The following is a 25,145-nucleotide window of genomic DNA, read 5'->3' as shown; positions in this document are numbered from 1 at the left end:
ATGCGGGACGGCAGCCCGATGGCATCGTTCTCCCTCCACGGCATCCCGGTTTCGCGTGGCATCGCGATCGGCCGCGCGCACATCCTTGCGCCGGCGGCGCTCGACGTCAAGCACTACCTGATCGCCGAGGAGCACGTGGAAGCGGAAGTACGGCGCCTGCAGTTGGCGCTGGCCGCCGTGCACCGCGAGCTGCAGACGCTGTGGAATGAGTTGCCGAAAGACGCCCCGACGGAGCTGGGCGCCTTCATCGACGTGCACGCCCTGATCCTGTCCGACCCGATGATTTCCGAGGCGCCACTGGAGATTATCCGCTCGCGCCATTACAACGCCGAGTGGGCGCTGCTGACGCAGATCGACGAGCTGTCGGCGCAGTTCGACGAAATCGAAGATCCTTACCTGCGCGAGCGCAAGGCCGATATCCAGCAGGTTGCCGAGCGGGTGCTGAAAGTCCTGATGGGCAGCGAGCCGCTGCTGCCGAAGCAGGGCGAACTCGAAGGCGATGAATTCCTGGCCCAGATGATCGTGGTGGCCCACGATATCTCGCCAGCCGACATGCTGAAGTTCCGCGACCGTTCCTTCATCGGTTTCGTGACCGATGTGGGCGGGCAGAACTCGCACACGGCCATCGTGGCCCGTTCGCTCGACATTCCGGCGGCAGTCGGCATGTCGCAGGCTTCGACCCTGATCCAGCAGGACGACTGGGTCATCATCGACGGCGACGCCGGCGTGGTGATCGTCACCCCGAGCGCACAGGTGCTGGAGCAGTACCGCGAACGCCAGCTGGCTGCGCTGCGCGTGCGCAAGAAGCTGGGCAAGCTGAAAAAGACGCCTGCCATCACCAAGGACGGCACCCAGATCCAGCTGATGGCCAATATCGAGCTGCCGGAAGATTGCGAACACGCGATGGAGTCGGGCGCCAATGGCGTCGGCCTGTTCCGTTCCGAGTTCCTGTTCATGGGCCGCGGCGACAGCATGCCGTCCGAGGACGAGCAATACGAGCAATACACCAGGGCCGTGCTGGCCATGAAGGGCCGCCCGGTCACCATCCGTACGCTCGACATCGGCGCCGACAAGCCGCTGGACCAGATGGAGCACACGGCGCTCAATCCGGCACTGGGTTTGCGCGCCATCCGCTACTGCCTGGCCGAACCGCAGATTTTCCTGACCCAGCTGCGCGCCATCCTGCGCGCATCGGTGCACGGCAAGGTGCGCATCCTGATCCCGATGATGGCGCATGCCTTCGAGATCGAACAGTCGCTGGCCATGATCAAGCGCGCCAAGGCGCAGCTGGACGAGCGGGGCGAGAGGTACGATCCCGACGTGCCGGTCGGCGCCATGATCGAGATTCCCGCTGCGGCGCTGGCGCTGCCTATGTTCGTCAAGAAGATGGACTTCCTGTCGATCGGCACCAATGACCTGATCCAGTACACGCTGGCAATCGACCGCGTTGATTACGAGGTGGCGCACCTGTACAACCCGCTGCACCCGGCCATCCTGCAACTGATTGCCATGACCATTGCAGCCGGACACAAAGCCGGCATCGAAGTGGCGGTGTGCGGCGAAATGGCGGGCGACGCCAAGCTGACCCGCCTGTTGCTGGGCATGGGCCTGCGCGAATTCTCGATGCACCCGTCGCAGCTGCTGTCGGTCAAGCAGGAAATCCTGAACAGCGACCTATCGCTGATCAAGCCGCAGATGCGCAAGATCATGCGGGCCATGGACCCGGACACAATTGCCGACGCCGTGATCGCCCTGCAAGCCCTGTAATACCAACCTTTTTCATACAACCGGATTCACATGCCTTCGATTGGAATCGTCTCGCCGCAGACCATGCACTTTGCGGAACCCCTTCAGCTGCAGAGCGGAGCGTCCCTGCGCGACTATATGCTGATGTACGAGACCTATGGCACGCTGAATGCGGACAAGTCGAACGCGGTGCTGGTGTGCCACGCGCTGAATGCCTCGCATCACGTGGCCGGCTACTACGCCGACAATCCGAAGAACGTGGGCTGGTGGGACAATATGGTCGGTCCCGGCAAGCCGCTCGATACCGACAAGTTCTTCGTCATCGGCGTGAACAACCTCGGTTCCTGCTTCGGCTCCACCGGCCCGATGCACATCAATCCGGAGACCGGCAAGCAGTACGGCGCCGCTTTCCCGGTGGTGACGGTGGAAGACTGGGTGGCGGCGCAGGCGCGCCTGGCCGACCAGCTGGGCATCCAGCAGTTCGCCGCCGTGATGGGTGGTTCGCTGGGCGGGATGCAGGCGCTGGCCTGGTCCATCATGTATCCGGAACGCTTGCGCCACTGCCTGGTGATCGCCTCCACGCCCAAGCTGTCGGCGCAGAATATCGCCTTCAACGACGTGGCGCGCCAGGCTATCCTGTCCGACCCGGACTACCATGGCGGCGACTTTTACGAACACAGCGTGGTGCCGAAGAACGGCCTGAAAGTGGCGCGCATGATTGGCCACATCACCTACCTGTCCGACGACGACATGGCCGAGAAGTTCGGCCGCAAGCTGCGCGATATTGCTGCCAGCGGCGGCGACTACAAATTCGGCTTCGGCATCGACTTCGAGATCGAGTCCTACCTGCGCTACCAGGGCGACAAGTTCGCGGAATATTTCGACGCCAACACCTACCTGCTGATCACCAAGGCGCTCGACTACTTCGACCCGGCGCGCAAATTCGACGGCGACCTCACGAAGACCCTGGCCGGTACCAAGGCCAAGTTCTTCCTCGCTTCCTTCACCACGGACTGGCGCTTTTCGCCTGAACGCAGCCGCGAAATCGTGCAGGCGCTGCTGGCCAACCGCCGCGAGGTGACCTATGCCGAGATCGATGCACCGCATGGGCACGACGCCTTCCTGCTCGAGGATTCGCGCTATATGAATATGGTGCGCGCCTATTACGAGCAAGTGTGGAAAGAAACGAACAAGGAACAAGCAGCATGACTTTCGATGACCTGAGCAGCGCCCGTCCCGACCTGGCCTTCATTGCGCACTGGGTGCGCGAAGGCGCCCACGTGCTCGACGTGGGCTGTGGCGATGGCGTGATGATGGATTACCTGCAGAGCGACAAGCGCTGTTCCGGCTACGGGCTGGAACTGGCGGACGAGCAGGTGCTGGCTTCGACCCAGCGCGGCGTGCGCGTGATCCAGCAGGACTTCGAGAATGGCCTGGGCATGTTCGGCGATAACTCTTTCGATACGGTGCTGTGCCTGTCCTCGCTGCAGATGATGAAGCATGTGGAAGACCTGCTGCGCGACATCGTGCGCGTGGGCCGTGAAGCCATCGTATCCTTTCCCAACTTTGCTTACTGGCCGCACCGGGTGGCACTCTTGAAGGGGCGCATGCCGGTCTCCAAGTCGCTGCCATACCAGTGGCACGACACGCCGAACGTGCGCTGCGCCACCATTTATGACTTCCAGGAATTGGCGGAAGAGGTGGGGCTGGAAGTGATCGAATGCGTGGCGCTGGCCGAGGGCAAGACCGTGTCCTTGCTGCCTAACCTGCGCGGCGACCTGGCCGTGTTCCGCTTGCGCAAAAAGCAAAGCAGTTAAGTTGTTGTGGTATCGTAGGCAATATGAAGAAGTTCAAGCTCACACTGATTGCGCTGGCCCTGGCTGCCGGCGCCGCCTCGGCCGGACAAGCGCCCGCACAGGCGCCGATGAATCCCAGGGCTGACGGTATTCCCGTCACCAAGCTGTCGCGCTTGCGCGTGTTCGCCGACGAACAGGAGATGGACCAGCAGTCCAAGCTCCAGTATTCGCAACTGCTGAGCGAAGCAAAGCAGAAAGAGGCCCTGGTGCCGGACAGCGATCCGCAGGTCAAGCGCCTGCGCGCCATCGCCGCGCGCATCGTGCCGAATGCAAAGCGCTGGAATCCTGCCGCCGCCAACTGGAACTGGGAAGTCAACCTGCTCAATTCCGACCAGGTCAATGCTTTCTGCATGCCGGGCGGCCGCATTGCTTTCTACAGCGGCATCCTGACGAAACTGAACCTGACCGATGATGAGGTGGCCATGGTCATGGGCCACGAGATCTCCCACGCCCTGCGTGAACATGCACGCAAGCGCGCGGTGCAATCGACCGCCGTGTCGATTGCCAGCAGGCTGGGTGGCGCTGCGCTGTCTTCCTACCTGGGCATCGATCCGCGCCTTACTGATGCCGGCGCGAATATGGCCGGCCAACTGACGGTAATGAAATTCTCGCGCGGCGATGAGACCGAGGCCGACCTCGTTGGCATCGACCTGGCAGCCCGAGCCGGCTACGATCCGCGCGCAGGCCTCGCGCTGTGGCAGAAGATGGGCGCCGTGAATTCGCAGGAGCCGATGGAATTCCTGTCGACCCACCCAAGCGGCGAGTCGCGCATCCAGGACATGCAGAAGCAGATGCCGCTGGTGCTGCCGGTCTACGCCCGCGTGCGCGGCCTGGACGTGAACAAGCTGCCGCCTTACCAGACGTCGCCGCTGCCGAACTGAGATGCCCCGCCCGAAGCAAGCCGTCGCGCCGCCGCTGCCGATGCGCGATGGCGTCACGCCCAGCTATTTGTGGCTGCCGGAGGGCGACTGGCCGGATATGATCACCTTCATGTCCGCCAACTATCCCGCCGTGACGGAAGCCCAGTGGCGCGAACGCATGGCGCGCGGCGATGTGGTGGACGGCAAGGGCGTGCCGGTGCAGCCCGAATCTCGCTACGTGCGCGGCGCCCGCATCTGGTACTACCGTGAGCTCGATCACGAATTCCCGATTCCATTTGAAGAAGAAGTGCTGCACCAGGACGAACATATCGTGGTGGTCGACAAGCCGCACTTCCTGCCCACCATTCCGTCCGGCCGATTTGTGAAAGAGACGCTGCTGGTGCGCGTGCGCCGGAAGCTGGGCATCGAAGACCTGGTGCCGATCCACCGCCTGGACCGCGAAACGGCGGGCCTGGTGATCTTTTCCTGCAATGCCCGCAGCCGCGGCGATTACCAGTCTTTGTTCCAGAAACGCCTTGTGCAGAAGGAATACGAAGCGCTGGCCGGTCCGCTGCCGGGCCGCGAGTTCCCCTTCGTCTACCGCAGCCGCATGGTAGAGGGCGACAAGTTCTTTACCATGAAGGAAGAACCGGGCGAGCCGAATTCGGAAACCATGATCGACGTGATCGAGCAGCGCGGCGAACATGTGCTGTACCGGCTGTGGCCGCATACCGGCCGCCAGCACCAGCTGCGTGTGCACCTGTCGTCGCTCGGCATCCCCATCGTGAACGATGTCTTCTATCCGGTCGCCCTGCCATGCAAGCAGGACGACGTGTCGTCGCCCCTCAAGCTGCTGGCGAAAGCCATCGGTTTCCCGGATCCGCTGACGGGGGAGTGGCGCTACTTCGAAAGCAAGCGCACGCTTTGAATTAGCGCAGGCCTTTCAAGCCGGCGACGACCTTCTTGCCTTCCGCAGAAAGAAATGGGGCGATTTCGTCGTAACTTACCAGTACTTCGACATCGCAATCTTTGGCATCGTGGATGGTGGGAAAAGCGAGGCCGTCGGCAGTGGGATAAGGTTCCGGAACGCCGTACATGGACGAAAGGATCTGGCACCCCGGCGAAGTGCGCGCGCGTTCCTTGATCATTTCGCCCAGGCGGCTTAGGGGATGCCCATAATTTTCGAGGCCCTCGCACCTGCCCGCCAGCCAGCCGCATGCGTTGACCTTGTCGCCGGAATCGAGGTCGAATATGTCGGTGTAATGATGCGAATTATCGAGTGCGCCACCGCAGACGTTTTGCCCCGTCTCATCGATGACAAGCAGGTAGCGCCCAATGACCTGCTTTGCGGTCAGCTTGCTTTGCCATCCCGGATCGCCATTAGAGCGGCATTCGCGGGCGCTGGCGGCCTGCTCATCCCTCCAGTGTTTGGTGTATGCGTTGATCTTGCCGGCCGCAGGGGACACGCCAGCGAGATCGAACGATGCTCCAACAGGAGAGTTTACGATGCGGATCTCGAGATTCCCAATCCTGGCGCTGCTGTAGGCGTAGTCGATGGAATTGCCGGCGCATGCGGTCAGGCCGGCAAGCGCCGCTAAGGCGAGGGTAGCCCGGCGCATGATTCAGTGTGAAGGGGCGGACTTTGGACTGTAGTCGGAACCTGGCGGGGCCCAGAACAGCGGGCCTTTCGGCGAGATTTGCAGGTTGTCGCTCAAGCCTTGCTTTTTCAATTCGCGGCGCAGGCCTTCCACGCCATCTTCGCTTTCGATGATGAAGGCTTCGTCAATCACATCGCCGTAGTGGCGGTTGGTGGTTTCGATCGCCAGTTCAACCAGGTCGCCGTCGGCCTCAATGCTCCACAGGTGCACATCCTCGTCCTCGGCGAAAGTCTTGAAGCGCCAAGTGCCTTTCTCGGTTTGCACGAACTGGATCGTGTCGAATTGCTCGTCGGTGGCTTCGGATTCTTCGTCATTGATAAAGCTGCTTTTGATGGTCAGCAGGAAAAGGACAAGGACTGATTTCATGTTTGGTTCCGGACGATTTCTATTCCCATATTATAGGCGTCCACGCTCGGCGCCGGCTCGCGCGCGCCCATAATGCAGAGCCACAGGCAAGTGCCGATCTCCCCAAGTGACGCGGGGACGGACCAAAATACTGCCCCCGGCAACTTTTCAAAATCCGCCATCAGGATAAGGCCGAATGTCTCCGCCACATCCCCCGCACTGCCCACCATCAAGAGAATGCCGAGCAGCTTGGGCAATATACCGGACTTGTAGACAAGGTAGCCCAAAGGCCCCAGCCACAAGCTCCAGAAAACCTGATCAAGTACCATCCCCTCGCTGTAGGCCTTCAGCGACAGCATCACTTGCTGCGCCAGTACATCGGGCGCAATGCTGCGCAAGTATTCAGCGTTGCCGATCAGGTTAAGGACCTCAATCCGATGGCCAACATTGGCAAAGGATAGCGGTACGCTGGCCACCGCCAGCGCCACCATCACTATTGCGGTATTGCGGCCGTATGGACTGAGAAGTTTATAGAGCGCCAGCGGCAGCAGCAGGAAGGCGAGATAACATACCAAGCTTGCCGCGATCCCTGCGCGGAACAAACCCTCGTTGGCGCGGATGTTCGCCAAGGCCGCGGCGGAATCGGTGCCAATCTTCAGCTGCGACGGGACATACAACAAGGCAAACGTACCGGCGACGACGACGACCAGGTACAGCAGGCCGGCAGTGCGCGCGAGGCGCTTGGTGGGCGTACTCTGTTGCATAGTCTTTTCCTTGTGTTTTTGAAAAGAATATGCAGGATGGCACAGGCTACCGCCACAAGCAATAAGACGGTGCCGGCCTGTTGCGCCGGCACCGAACGGGATACATCAAGCGTGGTATTCGATGATCAGTGGCGCGTGATCGGAGAATTTCTCGTCTTTGTAGACCGACACGGTGTGCGCCTTGGCGGCGATGCCTGGGGTGGCGACGTGGTAGTCGATACGCCAGCCCACGTTCTTCGCATAAGCCTGGCCGCGGTTGGACCACCAGGTGTATTGCTCCGGACGCTGGTCCAGGCCACGGTGCACGTCGACATAGCCCACTTCGTCGAACAGCTTGGTCATCCAGGCGCGTTCCTCCGGCAGGAAGCCGGAGTTTTTCAGGTTGCCTTTCCAGTTTTTCAGGTCGATCTCCTTGTGGGCGATATTCCAGTCGCCGCAGATCACGAACTCGCGGCCTTCGTCGCGCAACTGCTGCAGGTGCGGCAGGAACAGTTCCATGAAGCGGAACTTGGCCAGCTGGCGTTCTTCGGATGAAGAGCCGGAAGGGCAGTAGACTGAAATCACGGTCAGGTTGCCGAAGTCGGCGCGCACATAGCGGCCTTCGGCGTCGAATTCAGGACTGCCGAAGCCGATCATCACGCGGTCAGGCGCGGTCTTGCTGTAGATGCCGGTGCCGGAATAGCCTTTTTTCTCAGCGTAGTGGAAGTGGCCGTGGTAGCCATGCGGGTTGAGGAATTCCTCGGTCATGTCCGGCGCCTGCGCTTTCAGTTCCTGCACGCAGATGATGTCGGCGTCGACAGTGGCCATCCAGTTGAAAAAGCCCTTCTTGGCGGCGGAGCGGATTCCGTTCAGGTTTGCGGAAATGATTTTTGGCATAGGTGTTCCGGTTAAAATATCGGCACTTTGAACAAGGATGGGTGCACTATGAGCAATTTGAGGCAAGAGTTTATCGCGTTTTCCGTACAGGCGGGAGTGCTGAAATTCGGCGAGTTTACGACCAAAGCAGGGCGCCAGTCGCCCTATTTCTTCAACGCTGGCCTGTTCCACGACGGCGCGACTTTGGCCAGGCTGGCTGACTTCTACGCCCAGACCCTGCTGGATTCCGGCGTTGAATTTGACATGCTGTTTGGCCCGGCCTACAAGGGCATCACCCTGGCGTCGGCCACCTCGATGGCGCTGGCAGCCAAGGGCCGCAACACGTCCTTCGCTTACAACCGCAAGGAAGCCAAGGACCACGGCGAAGGCGGTACCCTGGTGGGCGCCAAGCTGACTGGCAAGGTTGTCATTATTGACGACGTGATCTCGGCCGGCACGTCGGTGCGCGAGTCGGTGGAAATGATCCGCAACGCAGGCGCCGAGCCTTGCGCCGTGCTGATCGCGCTGGACCGCATGGAACGTGGCGGCAAGGATGGCCAGATGTCCGAGTTGTCGGCGGTGCAGGAAGTGAGCAAGAACTACGGTATCCCGGTGATCTCGATCGGCAACCTGGCCGACCTGTTCGCCTACCTGTCGGCCGACCCGTCGCTTGCGCAATACAAGGACGCGGTGGCGGCTTACCGTTCACGCTACGGCGTCGTATAAAGCACGCTGGCGCCGGGCGGGCGTTGTGCTAGACTGCGATTACTTCCTTACAACATTGGAACGAGGAAAGTAATGAACATCGCAACGCTCAAGGTGTACGGCGACCAGGCCGCCGTGGCGGATGTGCGGGACGGGCTCCCCAGCGAGCCCGAAAGCGACTGGAAAAAGGGCGACACCAGCCCGACCGGCCGTACCCGCATTGACCACGGCTTCTATGCCACGCTGGGCACGGACGCCGATCCCGACGCCTTGATGCGCCAGGTGCGCGCCTATCTGCACGAATGCCAAGCGCGCGGCATCACCTTTGACGTGGCGCCGATCCAGGCTGAATTGCGCCTTGCTTTTGCTCCTGCCGCGCCTGCACAGGGCGCATCCACTCTCGACTTTACGCTGGCCGATCTCTCGCTGTTGCTGGAGATGGGTATTGCGTTGAGCATTTCCTCCTGACCGAATGAACCGATTCTCCGAAGACCGCTTTGCCACTTTCAAGGGCCGGCACGGCGCTGAACGCAAGATCCATATCTGGGAGCCGTTGGAGGCTCCGGCTGGCGTGCTGCTGGCGATCCACGGCGGGTTGGCACATGCGGGTGATTATGTGACGCCGGCGCTGTATTTCAAGCAGCATCGCTTCGCCACGGTGGCGTTCGATCTGTGCGGGCATGAGAATGCGCGACGGGTGGATATTCCGGACTTTGGCATCTTTATTGAGGAAGTGGAGCTGTTCCAGCATTGGGTCAAGCAGCACTTCCCTGGTATGCCAGTGTTCATCATGGGACATTCGATGGGAGCGCTGATTGCGACGCGTTTCGGGCTTGAACGGCTGGAGCGCGATCCGCTGGTGAAGGGCTTTGTGCTGTCTTCTCCGTATTACGTGAATGCGATCAAGGTGCCTGCGGTGCTTGAAAAGCTGTCTGGGGTGCTGGCGACTTTGCTGCCGACCATGAAAGTGCCGATGGCTTCGTTGACGGACTTGCTGACGCATGATGTGGCGATTACTGCGCGTCATCATCGCGATGAGGCGGACAATGTGCGAGCGAGCGAGTGTACGGTGCGGTTTGGGGTGGCGTTGCAAGGGGCGCAGAAGGGGCTGGCGTCGCTGATGCCGACCTGGCGCTGGCCGTTATACGCTGTTGTGGCGGGGGATGATAAGCTGGCGGATCCGAAGGCTACTTTGGATTTGCTGGCGATGGTTGATCCTAAGCTGCTGGAGTGCCATGTGCAGCATGAGAATTACCACGAGAATTTCAATGAGGTGAATCGCGAGGAAATCTTCGCTGATATTTTGCGGTGGATGTGCGCGCACCTTTCGAACCCGGTAAACCAGGGTCTGACACAAGTGTCAGACCCTGTATGATCTCCCGGCCAACGGGGTTGGGGCTAAGTATTTGACTTTCGACGAAGGTCAACTGCGCACAACCGTTACCCTTGGCTGCGCCGCAGACGGGGTCTGACCCTTGGGTCAGACCCAGGTTTACCGGGTTTAGGAGGCCAGCTTCTTCTTCAGCAGCTCGGTCAGCTGCGCCGGATTCGCCTTACCCTTCGAAGCCTTCATCGCCTGGCCGATCAACGCGTTGATCGCCGCTTCCTTGCCAGCACGGTACTGCTCAACCGACTTCTCATTGTTGGCGATCACCTCGTTGACGATTGCTTCCAGCGCGCCGGTGTCGGAAATCTGCTTCAGGCCCTTCTGCTCGATGATCACATCAACCAAGTCAGGATCTTCCGACTTCGCTTCCCACATCGCGCCAAACACTTCCTTCGCGATCTTGTTGGAGATCGTGCCGTCGGCAATGCGCTTCAGCATACCGGCCAGCTGCGCCGGCCGCACCGGCGCCTCGGTGATTTCCACGCCTTCGCGGTTCAGGGTCGAGGACACGTCGCCCATCAGCCAGTTGGCGGCAGCTTTCGCGTTCTCCTTGCCCGCAGCGGCAACCACCGCTTCGAAGTAGGTAGCCATTCCCTTGGAAGCGGTCAGGACCAGCGAATCGTATTCCGGCAGCTTGTACTCTTCCACGAAGCGTGCGCGCATCACGGCCGGCAGTTCCGGCATGGAGGCTTTCACTCGCTCGATCCAGTCGGCGCCGATGGTCAGAGGTGGCAGGTCCGGGTCAGGGAAGTAACGGTAATCCTGCGCATCTTCTTTGGTGCGCATTTCGCGGGTGACCTTCTTGTCCGGATCGTACAGGCGGGTCGCTTGCACTACCTTGCCGCCATCTTCGATCAGCTCGATCTGGCGCGCGACTTCAACGTGCACGGCTTCTTCGATGAAGCGGAAGGAGTTCAGGTTCTTGATCTCGCAGCGGGTGCCGAATTCCTTCTGGCCTTTCGGGCGTACTGATACGTTGATGTCGCAGCGGAAGGAGCCTTCCTGCATATTGCCATCGCAGATGCCCAGCCACATCACCAGGCCGTGCAAGGCCTTGCAGTAGGCCACGGCTTCGGCTGCGGAGCGGATCTCTGGTTCGGACACGATCTCCAGCAGCGGGGTGCCGGCGCGGTTCAGGTCGATGCCCGACATGCCGTGGTAGTCCTCGTGCAGCGACTTGCCTGCGTCTTCCTCGAGGTGAGCGCGGGTCAGGTTCACGGTGCGGGTGACGAACTGGCCATCTTTCTCGAAGCCGAAAGTCAGCTGGCCGCCCTGGACCACCGGATCTTCGAACTGCGAGATCTGGTAGCCCTTCGGCAGGTCAGGGTAGAAGTAGTTCTTGCGGGCGAAGATCGATTGCGGCGCCACTTTCGCGCCTACGGCCAGGCCGAAGCGGATCGCGCGGTCGACCGCTTGCTTGTTCATCACAGGCAGCACGCCTGGCAGCGCCAGGTCAACCGGGCTGGCCTGGGTGTTTGGTTCGGCGCCGAACCTGGTCGGCGAGCCGCTGAAAATTTTGGATTCGGTAGTGAGCTGTACGTGGTTCTCAATACCGATGACGACTTCCCATTCCATATTCTTTTTCCTTATCAGATGCCGCTCGGTGCGCGCTTGTGCCAATCGGTCGCTTGCTGGAACTGGTGGGCCACATTCAGCAGCTTCGCTTCAGCGAAGTAGTTGCCGATGATTTGCAGGCCGACCGGGCGCTTGGCGTTCTTTTCGCCTTCGCCGAAACCGCAAGGGATGGACATGCCAGGCAAGCCGGCCAGGCTGGTGGACAGGGTGAAGATGTCGGCCAGATAGTTCGCTACCGGATCGTCGGCCTTCGAGCCCAGGTCCCAGGCCACGGTCGGGGCCACAGGGCCCATGATCACGTCGCACTGGCTGCCCAGCACATTGGCGAAGTCCTGGGTGATCTTGCGGCGGATCTTCTGCGCTTTCAGGTAGTAGGCGTCGTAGTAGCCGTGGCACAGGATGTAGGTGCCGACCATGATGCGGCGCTGTACTTCGGGACCGAAGCCTTCGGCGCGGCTCTTCTTGTACATGTCCTGCAGGTCCTTGTAGCCTTCGGCGCGGTGGCCGTAGCGCACGCCGTCAAAGCGCGACAGGTTGGACGAGGCTTCCGCCGGAGCAATCATGTAATACGCAGGAATCGACAGCGCGGTGTTCGGCAGGGAGATGTCGACCAGGGTGGCGCCCAGTTCCACGAACTTGGCCAGCGCGGCGCGCACGGCCTTTTCCACGTCGGCAGCAAGGCCTTCGCCGAAGTATTCTTTCGGTACGCCGATGCGCAGGCCGGCCAGCGGCTTGTTCAGGTCGCGGGTGAAGTCTTCGGCGGCGTTGCCCTGTTCAGCGGTCAGGCTGGTCGAATCGCGTTCGTCAAAGCCGGTCATGGTGGACAGCAGCAGCGCGCAGTCTTCGGCGGTTTGCGCCATCGGGCCGGCCTGGTCGAGCGAGGAGGCGAAAGCGATCATGCCGAAGCGCGATGCGCGGCCGTAGGTTGGCTTGATGCCGGTGATGCCGCAGAACGATGCCGGCTGGCGGATCGAGCCGCCGGTGTCGGTGCCGGTGACGCCTGGTGCCAGTCGCGCTGCAACAGCCGCTGCGGAGCCGCCGGAGGAGCCGCCTGGAACGGCTGCTTTATCCCAAGGGTTTTTCACGGCGCCGAAGGCCGAGTTCTCGTTCGAGGAACCCATGGCGAATTCGTCGCAATTTAGCTTGCCGAGGTTGACCATGCCGGCGTCCAGCATCTTCTGCACCACGGTGGCGTCGAAGGGGCTGGTGTAGTTGGCCAGCATCTTCGAGCCGGCGGTCGAGCGCCAGCCTTGCGTCACGAAGATGTCCTTGTGCGCGATCGGCACGCCGGTCAGGGGCGTTGCTGTGCCAGCGGCGATGCGCTTGTCGGCTTCTGCGGCCTGGGCCAGCGTCAGGGCGCGGTCCACGTGCAGGAAGGCGTTCAGGTCGCTTTTTTCAATTCGGTCCAGGAAGTGGGTCGCCAGTTGGACGGCGCTGACTTCCTTTTTTTGCAGGAGCTCGGAGAGCTCTTTGATTGTTTTGGTGTGCATTCGTTTTCCTTTTTAAACCCGGTAAGGCGGGGTCAGACCCAAGGGTCAGACCCTGTATGACGCGGCGGTCGCCGATCGGGCCAGCCCCTTGGGTCTGACCCAGGTTTACCGGGTTTTATTCGATCACCTTCGGCACCAGATACAGGCCATCCTCAGTCTTCGGCGCCACCTTCTGGTACTCCTCGCGGCGATTCGGCTCTGTGGCCACGTCCTCGCGCAGGCGCAGGGCGACCTGCATGGCGTTGGCCAGCGGGTGGGACAGCGGGGCGACGCCCTCGGTGTCGACAGCCTGCATCTGCTCGGCCAGCGCAAAAATGCCGTTCAGTTTGTCCAGCATATTGGCCGAATGGGCTTCGTCCATCTCCAACTGGGCCAGTTTGGCGATGCGATTAACGTCGTTCAGTGTCAGGGACATGGAATTGTCAAAAATATAATTTATTGGATTGATTGCCTATCACCAGTTAAATCGCGGCGAACACCGCATAAATCAACGGTTGCATGCGCGCACAATAGAGTGGATTTAGGGCAAATAACCCACAGATTATAAGGTACAATCGCGGGTTAATGCGCTGCTGGTGCTGACTGCCCGCCCGGCCGCATTTGACCGGATACCTTAAATAACGAATTTTGCGCATTGCGCCCTACAGGACACTCATGTTTGGTTTTTTACGTCGCTATATTTCGTCTGACCTGGCTATCGACCTGGGTACGGCGAACACCCTGATTTATGTCCGCGGTTCCGGCATCGTGCTGGACGAGCCTTCCGTCGTGGCGATCCGCCAGGAAGGTGGCCCGAACGGCAAGAAAACGATCCAGGCCGTTGGTAAGGAAGCAAAGCAGATGCTGGGTAAAGTACCTGGCAACATCGAGGCCATCCGCCCGATGAAAGACGGCGTGATCGCCGACTTCACCGTCACCGAGCAGATGCTCAAGCAGTTCATCCGCATGGTGCACGACTCCAAATTCTTCCGCCCATCGCCGCGCATCATCATTTGCGTGCCTTGCGGCTCGACCCAGGTGGAACGCCGTGCGATCCGCGAATCGGCGCTGGGCGCCGGCGCATCCCAGGTATACCTGATTGAAGAACCAATGGCAGCGGCGATCGGCGCCGGCCTGCCGGTATCCGACGCGACCGGCTCGATGGTGGTCGACATCGGCGGCGGCACCACCGAGGTGGGCATCATTTCGCTGGGCGGCATGGTGTACAAGGGCTCCGTGCGCGTGGGCGGCGACAAGTTCGACGAAGCGATCGTCAACTACATCCGCCGCAACTACGGCATGCTGATCGGCGAACAGACCGCCGAAGCGATCAAGAAGGCCATCGGCTCCGCTTTCCCTGGCTCCGAAGTCAAGGAAATGGAAGTCAAGGGCCGCAACCTGTCGGAAGGCATCCCGCGCTCCTTCACCATCTCGTCCAACGAGATCCTGGAAGCGTTGACCGACCCGCTGAACAACATCGTCTCCGCCGTGAAGAACGCGCTGGAGCAGACCCCGCCGGAACTGGGCGCGGACATCGCCGAAAAAGGCATGATGCTGACCGGCGGCGGCGCCCTGCTGCGCGACCTGGATCGCCTGCTGATGGAAGAAACCGGCCTGCCGGTGCTGGTGGCGGAAGACCCTCTGACCTGCGTGGTGCGCGGCTCCGGCCTGGCGCTGGAGCGCATGGACCAGCTGGGGTCCATCTTCTCCTACGAGTAAGAGTGAGTAAAAGGGGCAGCGCAAGCTGCCCTTGTTAATTCTAAGACATGGAATACAGTCCACCGCCACTGTTCAAGCAAGGCGCGTCCGCCCGTTTCAAGATGATGGTGTTCGCGTGCATTTCGATCGCGCTGCTGCTGGCCGACTCGCGCGTCAACGCGCTGTCGGCGCTGCGGCAGGGCGTCGGCTTCGTCCTTTATCCCCTGCAGAAGATCGCCCTGCTGCCGCGCGATGCCATGTACGGCATGGGCGACTACTTCTCCACGCTGTCGAAGCTGGAAAAGCAGGTCAGCCTGCTGCAGCAACAGCAGATCGCCGCATCGCAAGCCTTGCAGCAGGCGCAGCTCTACCAGGCCGAGAACAACCAGCTGCGCAAGCTGCTGGACGCGCAGCAGCGCGTGCCGGGCAAGTCGCAGCTCGCCGAGATCCTGTATGAAGCGCGCGATGTATTCACGCGCAAGGTTGTCCTGAACCGCGGCACCCAGGATGGGGTGACCACCGGCTTGCCCGTGATCGACAACCAGGGCGTAGTGGGGCAGGTGACGCGCGTATTCCCGTTCACCTCCGAAGTGACGCTGCTGACCGACAAGGAGCAGGCGATTCCGGTGCAGGTGCTGCGCAACGGCCTGCGTTCGGTGGCGGTTGGCCGTGGCCAGTCGGGCAACCTGGACCTGCGCTTCATGGAGCCGACTGCCGACGTGGTGGTGGGCGATATCCTGATCACTTCCGGCATCGACGGCGTGTACCCGGCCGGCTTGGCCGTGGCGCGCGTGGTGCAGGTGGAAAGCAATGCGGCGGGCGCTTTCGGCCACGTGGTGTGCGCGCCGCTGGCGGGCATCCAGCGCAATACCGCGCTGCTGATCCTGATGTCGCTGCCGGACATGCCGCCGCGTCCCCCTGAGGAAGAGCCGGCCACCAAACCGGGCAAGAAGAAAGCCAAGGCGGAAGCCGCCGATGCGGCAGCGGCCAAAGGCGCCGCGGCGCCGGCCGCAGCGGCACCGGCCACGCCGGCCAAGGCAGCCGGCCCGGCGCCTGCCGCGGGCGGTACGCCGGCTGCACCAGCGCCGAAGGAGGCCAAGCGATGAACCGTCCACAATATATCCTGCTGCCGGTCAGCCCGCTGTTCATTGCGTTCAGCATGTTGTGCGCAGTGCTGCTCAACATGCTGCCATGGGGGCGCTTTATCGCGGCGCCTGACTTCGTGGCGCTGACGCTCGTGTTCTGGGGCGTGCACCAGCCGCGCAAGGTCGGTATCGGCACCGCTTTCTGCCTTGGCTTGCTGATGGACGTTCACGACGCTTCGCTGCTGGGGGAGAATGCGCTGGCCTACACGCTGCTGTCTTACTTCGCCATCATGCTGCACCGCCGGATCCTGTGGTTCAAGGTGACGACGCAAATCCTGCACGTGCTGCCGCTGCTGCTGCTGGCGCAAACGGTGCAGATGGTGGTGCGCCTGCTGGTCTCCGGTAAATTCCCCGGCTGGTTCTTCTTCGTTGAAAGCGTGGTTGCCGCCTTGCTGTGGCCACTGGCGACCATGCTGCTGCTGGCGCCGCAGCGCCGCGCCGTCGATAAAGACCACACGCGTCCGATCTGAGCATGACCGAGTTTAAGAATACAGAGCAAGACCTGCACCGCTTCCGGGTGCGCCTGTCCGTTCTGGGCGGGCTGGTCTTCTTTTGCTTCGCGCTGCTGCTGGCCCGCTTCATCTGGCTGCAGGTGATCAAGCATAGCGACTACATCGCCAAGGCCGAGGACAACCGCATTGCGGTGGTGCCGATCGTGCCTAACCGCGGCCTGATCCTCGACCGCAACGGCGTGGTCCTGGCCCGCAATTACTCCGCGATCACGCTGGAAATCACGCCGTCCAAGCTGGCCGCGCCGCTGGAAGACGTGATCGACGAACTGGCCAAGCTGGTCGACATCCAGCCCAAGGACCGCCGCCGCTTCAAGAAGCTCATGGAAGACACCAAGAGCTTCACCAGCATTCCGCTGCGCAGCCGGCTCACCGACGAAGAAGTAGCGCGCTTTGCCGCCAACCGTTTCCGCTTCCCCGGCGTCGATATCCAGGCGCGCCTGTTCCGCCAGTACCCGCTGGGCGAGGTGGCTTCGCACGTGGTGGGCTATATCGGCCGCATCAACCAGTCCGAAGCCAAGGCGCTGGAAGGCACGGAGTACGAAGCGAACTACAACGGCACCGAATACATCGGCAAGGAAGGGCTGGAAAAGAGCTACGAACGCCAGCTGCACGGCATTACCGGCTACGAGGAAGTCGAGAAGACCGCCGGCGGCCGCGCCATCCGCACCCTGTCGCGCACACCGGCTACGCCAGGCTCCAATCTCATCCTGTCGGTCGACATCGAATTGCAGAAGGTGGCGGAAGAGGCCTTCGGCGAGCGCCGCGGCGCCCTGGTGGCTATCGAGCCTGCGACCGGCGACGTGCTGGCCTATGTCTCGCGCCCGGGCTACGATCCCAACCTGTTCGTTGACGGCATCGATGCGCAAAGCTGGAACGAACTCAATACCTCGCTCGACAAACCGCTGATGAACCGTCCGCTGTCGGGCACTTACGCTCCCGGCTCGACCTTCAAGCCTTTTATGGCGCTGGCGGCGCTTGAAACCGGCAAGCGTACACCAAGCCAGGCGATTTTCGACCCGGGCTTCTTCTACCTCGGCGACCACAAGTTCCGCGACGACGTGGCGGGCGGCCACGGCACGGTCGACATGCGCAAGTCCATCGTTGTGTCCTGCAACACCTACTACTACATCCTGGGCCGCGACATGGGGATCGACTTGATCCACGATTTCATGAAGCCCTTCGGTTTCGGTGAAAAGACCGGCATCGACCTGGAAAACGAAAAGACCGGCGTGCTGCCGTCGCAGGAATGGAAGCGCGCCCGTTTCAGGCGCAACCCGCAAGCCGGCAAGTGGGTGGGCGGCGATACGATTTCGGTGTCCAACGGCTCCGGCTTCAACTCCTATACGCCGCTGCAGGTGGCGCACGCGGTGGCCAACCTGGCCAATGATGGCGTGGTGATGAAGCCCCACCTGGTGAAGATCATCGAAGACGGCGGCACGCGCAAGCGCTCGCTGACCGTGCCGAAGGAGAGCTACCGCATCCCGCTCAAGAAAGAAAACGTCGATTTCATCAAGAATGCGATGGTGGGCGTGACGACCGAGCCTGGTGCGACGGGCTACCGCGCCTTCCTGAATGCCGGCTATAGCGTGGGCGGCAAGACCGGTACCGCGCAGGTGGTGGCGATCAAGGCCAACGAAAAATACAACGCTTCCAAGATCGACGAACGCCTGCGCGACAACGCATGGTTCACCGCCTTTGCTCCGGCCGACAAGCCGAAGATTGTGCTGGCGCTGATCGTGGAAAACGCGGGCTTCGGCGGTGCGGAAGCGGCGCCGATTGCGCGCAAGGTGCTGGACTACTGGCTGCTTGGCAAGCGTCCGGAAGGCAAGGACACGACGCCGGTGCCGAAAGAAGATGCGGTCAACGTGCCGGTGGAAGACTTGCCTGAGGCGGACGTGGAGGCGGCCACCGAGCGCCGTGCCGCGGCCCAGCAGCAAACGAACCAGCCTGCGCCGCCGCCAGCCCCGGCTCCGGCCCCTGCAGCGGAGAAGCCGCCCGTCGGCCCGCCGCGCAAGAAAGAATAAGGAGGCAGCATGCCGATCAATGAAAGGCGATCACTATGGCGGCGCATGCGCCCCTATGTGACGGTGTTCGATGGCCCGCTGATGCTGGTCATCGTGTTCCTGCTGGGGACCAGCCTGGTGGCGCTGTACTCGGCCAGCATCGGCATTCCCGGCAAGATCGAGGACCAGTTGCGCAATATCGCCATGTCCTTCCTGGTGATGTGGTTCGTGGCCAATATCTCGCCGCAGAACATGATGCGCATTGCGCTGCCCGCCTATGTCGTGACCTTGTCGCTGCTGCTGGCCGTCGCCCTGTTCGGCACCATCAAGCTTGGTGCGCGGCGCTGGCTGAACCTGGGGTTTGCGCAGATCCAGCCTTCCGAATTCGCCAAGATCGCGGTGCCGTTGATGTTGGCCTGGTATTTCCAGCAGCGCCACGGCCAGTTGCGCTGGCACGCCTACGCGCTGGGGGCGCTGCTTTTGCTGGTGCCGGTGGCCCTGATTGCGCGCCAGCCCGACCTGGGCACGGCGCTGCTGGTGGTGGCGGCCGGCGCTTGCGTGATTTTCCTGGCCGGTCTGGCATGGAAGGCCATCCTGGCGCTGGTGCTGATGGGCGCTGCCTGCCTGCCGATCGCCTGGTCGATGATGCACGACTACCAGCGCGAACGCATCATGACCCTGATCGATCCGACCTCCGATCCGCTGGGCAAGGGCTTTCACATCATCCAGTCGACCATTGCAATCGGCTCGGGCGGCATTACCGGCAAGGGCTGGACCCAGGGCACGCAGGCGCACCTGGAATTCATCCCGGAACGCACAACCGACTTTATTTTCGCGGTCTTTTCCGAGGAGTTTGGCCTGGTGGGTAACCTTTTCCTGATGTTCCTCTATCTGCTGCTGATCGGGCGCGGGCTGATGATCGCGTCCAATGCGCCGAACCTGTTCACGCGCTTGCTGGCCGGTGCGATCACGATGATCTTCTTTACCTACGCCTTCGTCAACATGGGCATGGTGAGCGGCATCCTGCCGGTAGTGGGCGTGCCGCTGCCGTTCATCAGCTATGGCGGCACGGCGCTGCTCACGCTGGGCCTGGGCTCGGGCATCCTGATGTCGATCCAGCGGCATAGAAAGCTGGTGCAGACATGAAGCGCGCGTTCCGGCTCTTGCCCCTGGCGGCAGCGGCACTGCTGGCCGCCTGCGGCACCACGCCGACGGAAACTTCGTCGCGCAAGCCGCCCGCGCCGGTCACGGCCAAGCCGCCGCCGGGCATTCCCGCACTGCCTGCTGCAGGTTCGGGGCGCGGCGCCTATTACCAGGATGACGGTCCCGGTGTGAATCCCCCGGCCGGCCTGCTCGAAACGCCCGATGCGGAAGTACGCGTCGATCCGCTGCTGCCGTACTCGAACCGTCCTTATACCGTATTCGGCAAGACCTACAAGCCGACCGCCCTTGGCGCTGAGTTCAAGCAGCGCGGTCCGGGTACCTGGTACGGCAAGAAATTCCACGGCCAGCGTACTTCGTCGGGCGAAATCTACGATATGTACAAGATGACGGCGGCGCATCCGACGCTGCCGATTCCGTCCTATGCGCGAGTGACCAATATCAGCAATGGCAATTCGGTCGTGGTGCGCATCAACGACCGCGGGCCGTTCCATTCGACGCGCATCATCGACGTTTCCTACACGGCGGCGCTGAAGCTTGGCCTGCTGGTCAATGGCAGCAGCCAGCTGGAAGTGGAACACATCCCGCCGGCCGAGATCGAACGCATGATTGCCGCGCGCGGTTCGGCGCCGGCTCCCGCGCCGACGCAACAGGCCGCGCCGATGCCGAAAGCGGCGCCGATGCTGGTGTCGTCCAGCGGCGACGAGGCCAGGGCTGCGGTATTGGGCGGGTCGACCGAACCGGGCTACTACCTGCAACTGGGTTCGTATTCGCGCGAGGACGGCGCGGATGGCTTGCGCAAGCGCCTGGAAGCCAGCGATGCGGGCTTGAAGCTGGACGTGGAGCAGGCGGGCAAGTTCTATCGACTGTTCGCCGGTCCTTATACCAGCCGTGAAGATGCCCAGGCGGCAGGCAAGGCGCTGTCTTCGAACTTCAAGCTGAAGCCGATCGTTATCGAGCGCTAGTGCAGGCGCGGGTTTCCTGCTCGGGGAACCTGGCGGCGATCTTGGCGATACGGGCCTTGGTATCTTCGCTGATGTCGCGGAACTGGAAGTACAGCTCACGGTTGCTGGTATAGCGCGGCGCCACGCGCGCGCTCTGCACGCCTTGCTTGTTGAGGGCGGCCAGTTGCGCCTGGGCTGCCGCTTCCGTGCGGAAGACGCCCAGCGAAATGCCCCACTTCAGCGGCGAGCTTTCATTCAAGACGAAGAAATTGGTGATGCCGAGGGCGCGCAGTTCGTCGGCTTTCTTTTCGGCGGCGGCGCGGCTCGCCTGCGGCGGGATATGCACGATGTAGCTGGAGATTTCCTGTCCCGGCGCATTGTGGCGCTGCTGGCGGTCGCCCAGTTCCAGCGGCGCCAACCGGTCTTCGAACTTGCGGGCTTCGGCCAGCTGGAAGTTGCCGACTTCGAAGCAGGCGACGGTGGCCGGTTCCTCGCGCGGCACCGGCGGCGGCGGAGCGACGGCGGCGGCAGCGGCTTCCGCCTTGCTGGCGCTGACCAGCTGCAGCTTGTCGGTGTTCAGCTGCTTCTGCAGGCGCGCCGGCTCGTGCTCGTTGCCGCTGAACTGGCCGAGATAGCCTTTGCCGTACGCGAACAGCGCGGCATTGGCGGCAAGCAGCAGGGCGAAGATCAGTTTCAGCACGGGCACTCCATACAGGTCAGGCGCTGCGCAGGGCAGCGTGCAGGCCTATCATCACAATATTGTCGACATGGCGGTGCGGTACCGGGACCGCAGGCGCGATATAAGGCGCGGCGCCGCCCGAAATAATACACTCTGTGGCCTGGTGCAGCTCAAATGCGCGTTCGATCGCGCCGGCTTGCGCGGCCAGGCAGCCGCTCAGGATGGCGTCGTCGGTGTTGTTGGCGAAGCCTTCCGGCAGCTTGCCGGGTTTGACCTGCGGCAGCTGGGCGGTGTTTTTTGCCAGGCTGCTTGCCATCAACCCGAGGCCGGGCAGGATCATGCCGCCCAGGAAGGTGCCGTCCTTGGTGATGGCGTCGATGGTGGTGGCAGTGCCGCAGTTGGCGACCACGATGTCCTTGTCCGGGCACAGCGCATGCGCGCCGATCGCGGCGGCGAAACGGTCGCAGCCCAGTTGCGACGGGTTGCGATAGGCGTTGCGCACGCCTGCGCGTTGCGGCAGGGAGGCGAACCATTCGATGGCTGGCTGCGCGATGCCCAACTGCGGCGCGGCCAGCCAGGCAGTCAGCATGTCGCGCACGGCCTGGCCCGCCACATTAGCAATCAGCACGCGGCCAACAGCCGGCGCGCCGGTGCCCGGACCGGTGCACGAGGCGAGGGCGGCGGCAAGGGCGCTCGGGAAATCGGCGGCATCGGCGTGCATGTGGGCGCCGTGGGCGTCCCAGTCGCCGAGGACGGCGCCTGGGGCGGCGAGGGCCCATTTGATGCGGGTATTGCCGGCGTCGATCAACAGGTCGTAAGTCATGACGCGAGCCTCAGCGAAACGTCGCCCGACAGCAGCGCCACGCGGCCGGCCGGTGTGTCGAGCAGGAGGCGGCCCTGGTCGTCCACGCCGGCGGCCAGGCCTTCCTGCTGGACGATACCGTGGTCGAGCAGGCGTACCGGCTGTCCGCGCCATGCCTGCAGTGCATTCCAGCGCTCGGTGAAGGCGGCAAAGCCGGTATCGTCGAACTCCGCCAGCACGGCGCACAAGCGGCTCAGGAGTTGCGCCAGCAGGGCATTGCGGTCCATCTGCGCCAGCCATGGCGCCGAGGAGACCTCGCGGCCGATGGCTGCCTCCATCTCGTCCGGCATCAGCAGGTTCATGCCGCAACCTATGACTGCCCAGATGACGCCGTCCTGCGCGGCCTGGGTTTCCACCAGGATGCCGGCCAGCTTGGCGCCGTCTTTCAGCATATCGTTCGGCCATTTGAGCTGCACGGGCACGCCCAGTCCGTTCACCGTTTCGGCCAGCGCCACGCCGACCGCCAGCGGCAGGCCCACCATGCGGTGCAGCGGCGCGCGGAACGGCCACGCCACCGAAAAAGTCAGCGATGCCCCCGGCGCCGACAGCCAGCTGCGGCCGGCGCGGCCTCGTCCTGCGGTCTGGCGCTCGGCCACGCGCAGCACCGGGCCGCGAAGGGCCGCATCTGCCCCTGCGGCGCCGGCGGACGGCACGCGCGCGAGCAAGTCGGCATTGGTGGACCCGGTTTCGTCCACCACTTCGATGGCGACATGTGAAGCGCTGCCGGCAACCAGCGCGTGGATGGCGTCACAGGAGAGGGGAGTTGCGTTCATGTTGTGCCCTTGCGCGCCTTATGCGGCGCCTTGGCGAAAGCCCGGTCGTACAGCCAGTTCGGCAGCAGGCGCAGGGTGCGCGCGATCATGCCGGCCTGCCACGGAATCACGCGGTAGCTGACACCTTGCGCGATGCTGCGCGCCGCCGCTGCGGCGAAAGCCTCCGGCTGCATCAAAAAGGGCATCGCATATTTGTTCTTCTTCGTCATCGGCGTATCGATATAGCCCGGCGCAATGGTCACAACCTCGATGCCGCTGCCGCGCAATTCAACCCGCAGCGACTCGCAATACACGCGCACCGCGGCTTTGGATGCGCTGTAGGCGCCGCCGCCCGGCAGCCCGCGCACGCCGGCCACGCTGCCGATGCCGACCAGCCGCGCCGGCGTTCCCTGCGCGCGCATGGCGGCAACAAAGGGAGAAAACGTCGCAACAGTGGCTGTAACGTTGGTGGCGATGATGGATTCGAACACCGGTAAATCTTCCGCCAGTTCCGTGATGGTGCCGTGCGAAATACCCGCGCTGGCGATGACGATATCGCAGCCGCCGGCATAGCCGAGGAAGGACTCGGCGGCAGCGCGCAGCGCCCCATGGTCGGTCACGTCGACTGCATAGCAGCGGTGGAGCGCAGCATCAGGCAAGGAAGCAGCCAGGGCCTGCAGCGCGTCGGCGCGGCGGCCCAGCAAGCCGAGGGTGCAGCCCTGGGCGGCGTAATGCGCAGCCAGTGCCGCGCCAATACCGCTGGACGCGCCGGTGATGAAAACGCGCTTCAAGGCCTTACTGCTTTTCCGACTTCGCCTTGGCGACCAGGAAGTCCATCACGCTCAGGGCGTTGGCGTGCATTTGCTCTTCGGTTTTCGCCGGAGCGCCCTTGTTCACCTGGGCAGGCGACGTCATGTACTTGCCATCGATGATCACCATCGGCCAGTAATCGACACGATAGTCGCCCATCATGCGGTCGGCGTGGCGCAATTTGCCCGACACACCGAGGCCGCTGTAAGTCTCCGCGAATCTTTTCTTGTCGATGCCTTCCTTGGCAGCCCAGTCCATCACTGCAGCATCGTCGCGCAATGCGCCCAGCTGCGCGTGCATGGCGTCGAACACTTTCAGGTGATATTGCTCCAGCAGGCCCATCGACTCGAGCGAGAAGAACAGCTTCTGCTGCGGCAGCACGGAAGGGCCGGAGCCGATGTGCACGCGCTTGAAGACGATGTTGTCGCCCTGTTTCCTGGCCCAGGCCTCGATGTCCGGCGCAAAGGCATAGCAATGCGGGCAGTAGTAGGCAAAGAACTCGATGACTTCGACCTTCTTGCCAGTATCGACCGGCTGGCGTTCCACCAGCCTCACGTAGTCCGTGCCGAGCACCGGCGCCGCGGGCGCCGCTGCCGCAGCAAAGGAAACGCCGAACAGTACCAAGGCCAGGAATTTCTTGATCATCGCGGTCATTCCTTATTTCTGGTTACGCACTACCGCCACATCAACGCCGTTTTCAGACAGCTTGGCGCGCACCTTGTTCATGGCTTCCACCTGCGTGAAAGGGCCCATGCGCACGCGGTGCAGTACGCCGGAATCGGTCTCGCGGTCGGAGACGGTGGCTTCAAAGCCCAGCAAAGCCAGTTTTGCGCGGGTGTTTTCCGCATCGCCGACTTCGCGGAAGGCGCCGGCCTGCAGGTAGTACACGAACTTGTCTTCACCCGGCAGGGCTGGGGCCGGAGCCGCAGCCTGCGCAGGCGGGGCTGCGCTGTTGACCGGCGGCGGCGCGCCCGGCGAAGTGACGGCGGGAGCCGGGGCGACCGGCGGCTTGGCAGCCGGTGCAGGCGCCGGCGCGCCAGCCTGGCCCTTGGCCTGGATGGAGTCCACTACCTTCTGCAGTTCGTCCGAAGCGGTCGGTTTGGCAGCTTCACGCTCGAACTCGCTGTTGGCCTTTTTTACCGCATCCTTGCTGCCGTACATTGGCTTGTTCGGATCGGCGATCTGGCCGGACGCTTCGTCGGTCGGCTTGCCATTCTTCGACGCCTTCTCGGTGAACGGCGACTGGCCCTTGGTAATCATCAGCGCCACGACGACGGCGATGACCAGGCCAATCACCAGGCCGATAACGATGCCAACTAAAGTATTACCTTGCTGAGAACGCAGATTGCGAAAAGCCAT

The 25,145-nt window shown here is 62.6% G+C and carries 27 protein-coding genes; 14 read left to right on the top strand and 13 right to left on the bottom strand.

What is annotated here, in order from left to right; translation table 11 throughout:
- Nucleotides 1-18 precede the first annotated feature (18 nt).
- The 5 genes from ptsP to GM658_RS16800 are packed head-to-tail and all read left to right on the top strand — an operon-like array spanning nucleotide 19 to nucleotide 5,390.
- The gene (ptsP, locus tag GM658_RS16820; RefSeq protein ID WP_155455235.1) at nucleotides 19-1,767 is read left to right on the top strand and encodes a phosphoenolpyruvate--protein phosphotransferase; all 1,749 of its coding nucleotides are present in this window, start codon (nucleotides 19-21) and stop codon (nucleotides 1,765-1,767) included.
- Nucleotides 1,768-1,797: 30 nt separating this feature from the next.
- Nucleotides 1,798-2,955, top strand: coding sequence for a homoserine O-succinyltransferase MetX (metX, locus tag GM658_RS16815; protein ID WP_155455206.1), 1,158 nt, complete (start codon nucleotides 1,798-1,800; stop codon nucleotides 2,953-2,955).
- The gene (metW, locus tag GM658_RS16810; RefSeq protein ID WP_155455205.1) at nucleotides 2,952-3,563 is read left to right on the top strand and encodes a methionine biosynthesis protein MetW; all 612 of its coding nucleotides are present in this window, start codon (nucleotides 2,952-2,954) and stop codon (nucleotides 3,561-3,563) included. The genes metX and metW overlap by 4 nt, the downstream gene beginning before the upstream one ends.
- A 23-nt stretch (nucleotides 3,564-3,586) precedes the next feature.
- Nucleotides 3,587-4,483, top strand: coding sequence for a M48 family metallopeptidase (locus GM658_RS16805; protein WP_155455204.1), 897 nt, complete (start codon nucleotides 3,587-3,589; stop codon nucleotides 4,481-4,483).
- 1 nt (nucleotide 4,484) lies between these two features.
- A complete protein-coding gene (locus GM658_RS16800) occupies nucleotides 4,485-5,390 on the top strand; it encodes a pseudouridine synthase (protein ID WP_229416944.1) in 906 nt (301 codons plus the stop codon).
- 1 nt (nucleotide 5,391) lies between these two features.
- On the opposite strand, the gene GM658_RS16795 is transcribed toward GM658_RS16800, so the two are convergent.
- The 4 genes from GM658_RS16795 to GM658_RS16780 form a co-directional block, all read right to left on the bottom strand.
- Nucleotides 5,392-6,081, bottom strand: coding sequence for a hypothetical protein (locus GM658_RS16795; protein WP_155455203.1), 690 nt, complete (start codon nucleotides 6,079-6,081; stop codon nucleotides 5,392-5,394).
- 3 nt (nucleotides 6,082-6,084) lie between these two features.
- The gene (locus GM658_RS16790; protein WP_155455202.1) at nucleotides 6,085-6,486 is read right to left on the bottom strand and encodes a hypothetical protein; all 402 of its coding nucleotides are present in this window, start codon (nucleotides 6,484-6,486) and stop codon (nucleotides 6,085-6,087) included.
- Entirely contained in the window at nucleotides 6,483-7,229 is a 747-nt protein-coding gene (locus GM658_RS16785) for a DUF4386 domain-containing protein (RefSeq protein ID WP_155455201.1), read from the bottom strand. The genes GM658_RS16790 and GM658_RS16785 overlap by 4 nt, the downstream gene beginning before the upstream one ends.
- Nucleotides 7,230-7,334: 105 nt before the next feature.
- Nucleotides 7,335-8,105, bottom strand: a complete 771-nt coding sequence (locus tag GM658_RS16780; protein ID WP_155455200.1) for an exodeoxyribonuclease III — start codon at nucleotides 8,103-8,105, stop codon at nucleotides 7,335-7,337.
- A 48-nt stretch (nucleotides 8,106-8,153) separates the two neighbouring features.
- On the opposite strand from GM658_RS16780, the gene pyrE reads away from it, so the two are divergent.
- The 3 genes from pyrE (at nucleotide 8,154) to GM658_RS16765 (ending at nucleotide 10,164) form a co-directional block, all read left to right on the top strand.
- Nucleotides 8,154-8,810 (top strand): orotate phosphoribosyltransferase, encoded by a 657-nt coding sequence (pyrE, locus tag GM658_RS16775; RefSeq protein WP_155455199.1) that lies wholly within the window; start codon nucleotides 8,154-8,156, stop codon nucleotides 8,808-8,810.
- Nucleotides 8,811-8,882: 72 nt separating this feature from the next.
- A complete protein-coding gene (locus GM658_RS16770; RefSeq protein WP_155455198.1) occupies nucleotides 8,883-9,257 on the top strand; it encodes a hypothetical protein in 375 nt (124 codons plus the stop codon).
- Between the two features lie 4 nt (nucleotides 9,258-9,261).
- Nucleotides 9,262-10,164, top strand: a complete 903-nt coding sequence (locus GM658_RS16765; protein WP_155455197.1) for an alpha/beta fold hydrolase — start codon at nucleotides 9,262-9,264, stop codon at nucleotides 10,162-10,164.
- Nucleotides 10,165-10,290: 126 nt separating this feature from the next.
- Here the strand turns inward: GM658_RS16765 and gatB are convergent, their stop codons facing one another.
- The 3 genes from gatB to gatC all read right to left on the bottom strand — a co-directional run bounded on the left by gatB (nucleotide 10,291) and on the right by gatC (nucleotide 13,656).
- Nucleotides 10,291-11,751, bottom strand: coding sequence for an Asp-tRNA(Asn)/Glu-tRNA(Gln) amidotransferase subunit GatB (gene gatB / locus GM658_RS16760; protein WP_155455196.1), 1,461 nt, complete (start codon nucleotides 11,749-11,751; stop codon nucleotides 10,291-10,293).
- Between the two features lie 14 nt (nucleotides 11,752-11,765).
- On the bottom strand, nucleotides 11,766-13,241 hold the full coding sequence (gene gatA, locus GM658_RS16755; protein ID WP_155455195.1) for an Asp-tRNA(Asn)/Glu-tRNA(Gln) amidotransferase subunit GatA: 1,476 nt from the start codon (nucleotides 13,239-13,241) through the stop codon (nucleotides 11,766-11,768).
- 115 nt (nucleotides 13,242-13,356) lie between these two features.
- On the bottom strand, nucleotides 13,357-13,656 hold the full coding sequence (gene gatC / locus GM658_RS16750; protein WP_155455194.1) for an Asp-tRNA(Asn)/Glu-tRNA(Gln) amidotransferase subunit GatC: 300 nt from the start codon (nucleotides 13,654-13,656) through the stop codon (nucleotides 13,357-13,359).
- A gap of 239 nt (nucleotides 13,657-13,895) precedes the next feature.
- Between gatC and GM658_RS16745 the strand changes: the two genes are divergently transcribed.
- The 6 genes from GM658_RS16745 to GM658_RS16720 are packed head-to-tail and all read left to right on the top strand — an operon-like array spanning nucleotide 13,896 to nucleotide 20,704.
- Nucleotides 13,896-14,939, top strand: a complete 1,044-nt coding sequence (locus GM658_RS16745; RefSeq protein ID WP_028102363.1) for a rod shape-determining protein — start codon at nucleotides 13,896-13,898, stop codon at nucleotides 14,937-14,939.
- A gap of 47 nt (nucleotides 14,940-14,986) precedes the next feature.
- Nucleotides 14,987-16,024, top strand: coding sequence for a rod shape-determining protein MreC (gene mreC, locus GM658_RS16740; RefSeq protein WP_155455193.1), 1,038 nt, complete (start codon nucleotides 14,987-14,989; stop codon nucleotides 16,022-16,024).
- On the top strand, nucleotides 16,021-16,533 hold the full coding sequence (mreD, locus tag GM658_RS16735) for a rod shape-determining protein MreD (RefSeq protein WP_155455192.1): 513 nt from the start codon (nucleotides 16,021-16,023) through the stop codon (nucleotides 16,531-16,533). Before mreC ends, mreD begins: the two co-directional genes overlap by 4 nt.
- 2 nt (nucleotides 16,534-16,535) lie before the next feature.
- Complete coding sequence (gene mrdA / locus GM658_RS16730) at nucleotides 16,536-18,599, top strand: penicillin-binding protein 2 (protein WP_155455191.1); 2,064 nt, start codon at nucleotides 16,536-16,538, stop codon at nucleotides 18,597-18,599.
- A gap of 9 nt (nucleotides 18,600-18,608) precedes the next feature.
- Nucleotides 18,609-19,724, top strand: a complete 1,116-nt coding sequence (rodA, locus tag GM658_RS16725; RefSeq protein ID WP_155455190.1) for a rod shape-determining protein RodA — start codon at nucleotides 18,609-18,611, stop codon at nucleotides 19,722-19,724.
- Nucleotides 19,721-20,704, top strand: a complete 984-nt coding sequence (locus GM658_RS16720; protein ID WP_155455189.1) for a septal ring lytic transglycosylase RlpA family protein — start codon at nucleotides 19,721-19,723, stop codon at nucleotides 20,702-20,704. Before rodA ends, GM658_RS16720 begins: the two co-directional genes overlap by 4 nt.
- Here GM658_RS16720 and GM658_RS16715 read toward each other — a convergent pair.
- The 6 genes from GM658_RS16715 to GM658_RS16690 are packed head-to-tail and all read right to left on the bottom strand — an operon-like array spanning nucleotide 20,691 to nucleotide 25,145.
- Entirely contained in the window at nucleotides 20,691-21,383 is a 693-nt protein-coding gene (locus GM658_RS16715; protein WP_170298848.1) for an SPOR domain-containing protein, read from the bottom strand. The two genes, GM658_RS16720 and GM658_RS16715, sit on opposite strands and share 14 nt — an antisense overlap.
- Nucleotides 21,384-21,399: 16 nt before the next feature.
- Nucleotides 21,400-22,185 carry a type III pantothenate kinase gene (locus GM658_RS16710; RefSeq protein ID WP_155455188.1) on the bottom strand — a complete coding sequence of 262 codons (786 nt, stop codon included), beginning with the start codon at nucleotides 22,183-22,185 and terminating at the stop codon, nucleotides 21,400-21,402.
- On the bottom strand, nucleotides 22,182-22,997 hold the full coding sequence (locus GM658_RS16705) for a biotin--[acetyl-CoA-carboxylase] ligase (RefSeq protein WP_155455187.1): 816 nt from the start codon (nucleotides 22,995-22,997) through the stop codon (nucleotides 22,182-22,184). The genes GM658_RS16710 and GM658_RS16705 overlap by 4 nt, the downstream gene beginning before the upstream one ends.
- Nucleotides 22,994-23,767: an SDR family oxidoreductase gene (locus GM658_RS16700; protein WP_155455186.1), complete on the bottom strand. Its 774-nt coding sequence runs from the start codon at nucleotides 23,765-23,767 to the stop codon at nucleotides 22,994-22,996. Before GM658_RS16700 ends, GM658_RS16705 begins: the two co-directional genes overlap by 4 nt.
- Before the next feature lie 4 nt (nucleotides 23,768-23,771).
- Entirely contained in the window at nucleotides 23,772-24,431 is a 660-nt protein-coding gene (locus GM658_RS16695; RefSeq protein ID WP_155455185.1) for a thiol:disulfide interchange protein DsbA/DsbL, read from the bottom strand.
- 12 nt (nucleotides 24,432-24,443) lie between these two features.
- The gene (locus GM658_RS16690; protein ID WP_155455184.1) at nucleotides 24,444-25,145 is read right to left on the bottom strand and encodes an SPOR domain-containing protein; all 702 of its coding nucleotides are present in this window, start codon (nucleotides 25,143-25,145) and stop codon (nucleotides 24,444-24,446) included.

This window comes from Massilia eburnea (genome assembly GCF_009720745.1).
Taxonomy (GTDB): Bacteria; Pseudomonadota; Gammaproteobacteria; order Burkholderiales; family Burkholderiaceae_D; genus Rugamonas; species Rugamonas eburnea.
The sequence above is the reverse complement of the archived record's forward strand: the minus strand, read 5'-3'. Positions and strand labels throughout refer to the sequence as shown.

Bases quoted from the DNA above. Each gene is read 5' to 3' on its own strand.
- GM658_RS16690 (WP_155455184.1), bottom strand. From the start codon at position 25,145: ATGGCTTTTCGCAATCTGCGTTCTCAGCAAGGTAATACTTTAGTTGGC.
- GM658_RS16780 (WP_155455200.1), bottom strand. From the start codon at position 8,105: ATGCCAAAAATCATTTCCGCAAACCTGAACGGAATCCGCTCCGCCGCC.
- gatB (WP_155455196.1), bottom strand. From the start codon at position 11,751: ATGGAATGGGAAGTCGTCATCGGTATTGAGAACCACGTACAGCTCACT.
- GM658_RS16695 (WP_155455185.1), bottom strand. From the start codon at position 24,431: ATGATCAAGAAATTCCTGGCCTTGGTACTGTTCGGCGTTTCCTTTGCT.
- mreC (WP_155455193.1), top strand. From the start codon at position 14,987: ATGGAATACAGTCCACCGCCACTGTTCAAGCAAGGCGCGTCCGCCCGT.
- metW (WP_155455205.1), top strand. From the start codon at position 2,952: ATGACTTTCGATGACCTGAGCAGCGCCCGTCCCGACCTGGCCTTCATT.
- GM658_RS16805 (WP_155455204.1), top strand. From the start codon at position 3,587: ATGAAGAAGTTCAAGCTCACACTGATTGCGCTGGCCCTGGCTGCCGGC.
- GM658_RS16765 (WP_155455197.1), top strand. From the start codon at position 9,262: ATGAACCGATTCTCCGAAGACCGCTTTGCCACTTTCAAGGGCCGGCAC.
- GM658_RS16745 (WP_028102363.1), top strand. From the start codon at position 13,896: ATGTTTGGTTTTTTACGTCGCTATATTTCGTCTGACCTGGCTATCGAC.
- pyrE (WP_155455199.1), top strand. From the start codon at position 8,154: ATGAGCAATTTGAGGCAAGAGTTTATCGCGTTTTCCGTACAGGCGGGA.
- mrdA (WP_155455191.1), top strand. From the start codon at position 16,536: ATGACCGAGTTTAAGAATACAGAGCAAGACCTGCACCGCTTCCGGGTG.
- GM658_RS16720 (WP_155455189.1), top strand. From the start codon at position 19,721: ATGAAGCGCGCGTTCCGGCTCTTGCCCCTGGCGGCAGCGGCACTGCTG.
- mreD (WP_155455192.1), top strand. From the start codon at position 16,021: ATGAACCGTCCACAATATATCCTGCTGCCGGTCAGCCCGCTGTTCATT.
- GM658_RS16800 (WP_229416944.1), top strand. From the start codon at position 4,485: ATGCCCCGCCCGAAGCAAGCCGTCGCGCCGCCGCTGCCGATGCGCGAT.
- gatA (WP_155455195.1), bottom strand. From the start codon at position 13,241: ATGCACACCAAAACAATCAAAGAGCTCTCCGAGCTCCTGCAAAAAAAG.
- ptsP (WP_155455235.1), top strand. From the start codon at position 19: ATGGCATCGTTCTCCCTCCACGGCATCCCGGTTTCGCGTGGCATCGCG.
- GM658_RS16785 (WP_155455201.1), bottom strand. From the start codon at position 7,229: ATGCAACAGAGTACGCCCACCAAGCGCCTCGCGCGCACTGCCGGCCTG.
- metX (WP_155455206.1), top strand. From the start codon at position 1,798: ATGCCTTCGATTGGAATCGTCTCGCCGCAGACCATGCACTTTGCGGAA.
- gatC (WP_155455194.1), bottom strand. From the start codon at position 13,656: ATGTCCCTGACACTGAACGACGTTAATCGCATCGCCAAACTGGCCCAG.
- GM658_RS16795 (WP_155455203.1), bottom strand. From the start codon at position 6,081: ATGCGCCGGGCTACCCTCGCCTTAGCGGCGCTTGCCGGCCTGACCGCA.
- rodA (WP_155455190.1), top strand. From the start codon at position 18,609: ATGCCGATCAATGAAAGGCGATCACTATGGCGGCGCATGCGCCCCTAT.
- GM658_RS16710 (WP_155455188.1), bottom strand. From the start codon at position 22,185: ATGACTTACGACCTGTTGATCGACGCCGGCAATACCCGCATCAAATGG.
- GM658_RS16770 (WP_155455198.1), top strand. From the start codon at position 8,883: ATGAACATCGCAACGCTCAAGGTGTACGGCGACCAGGCCGCCGTGGCG.
- GM658_RS16790 (WP_155455202.1), bottom strand. From the start codon at position 6,486: ATGAAATCAGTCCTTGTCCTTTTCCTGCTGACCATCAAAAGCAGCTTT.
- GM658_RS16705 (WP_155455187.1), bottom strand. From the start codon at position 22,997: ATGAACGCAACTCCCCTCTCCTGTGACGCCATCCACGCGCTGGTTGCC.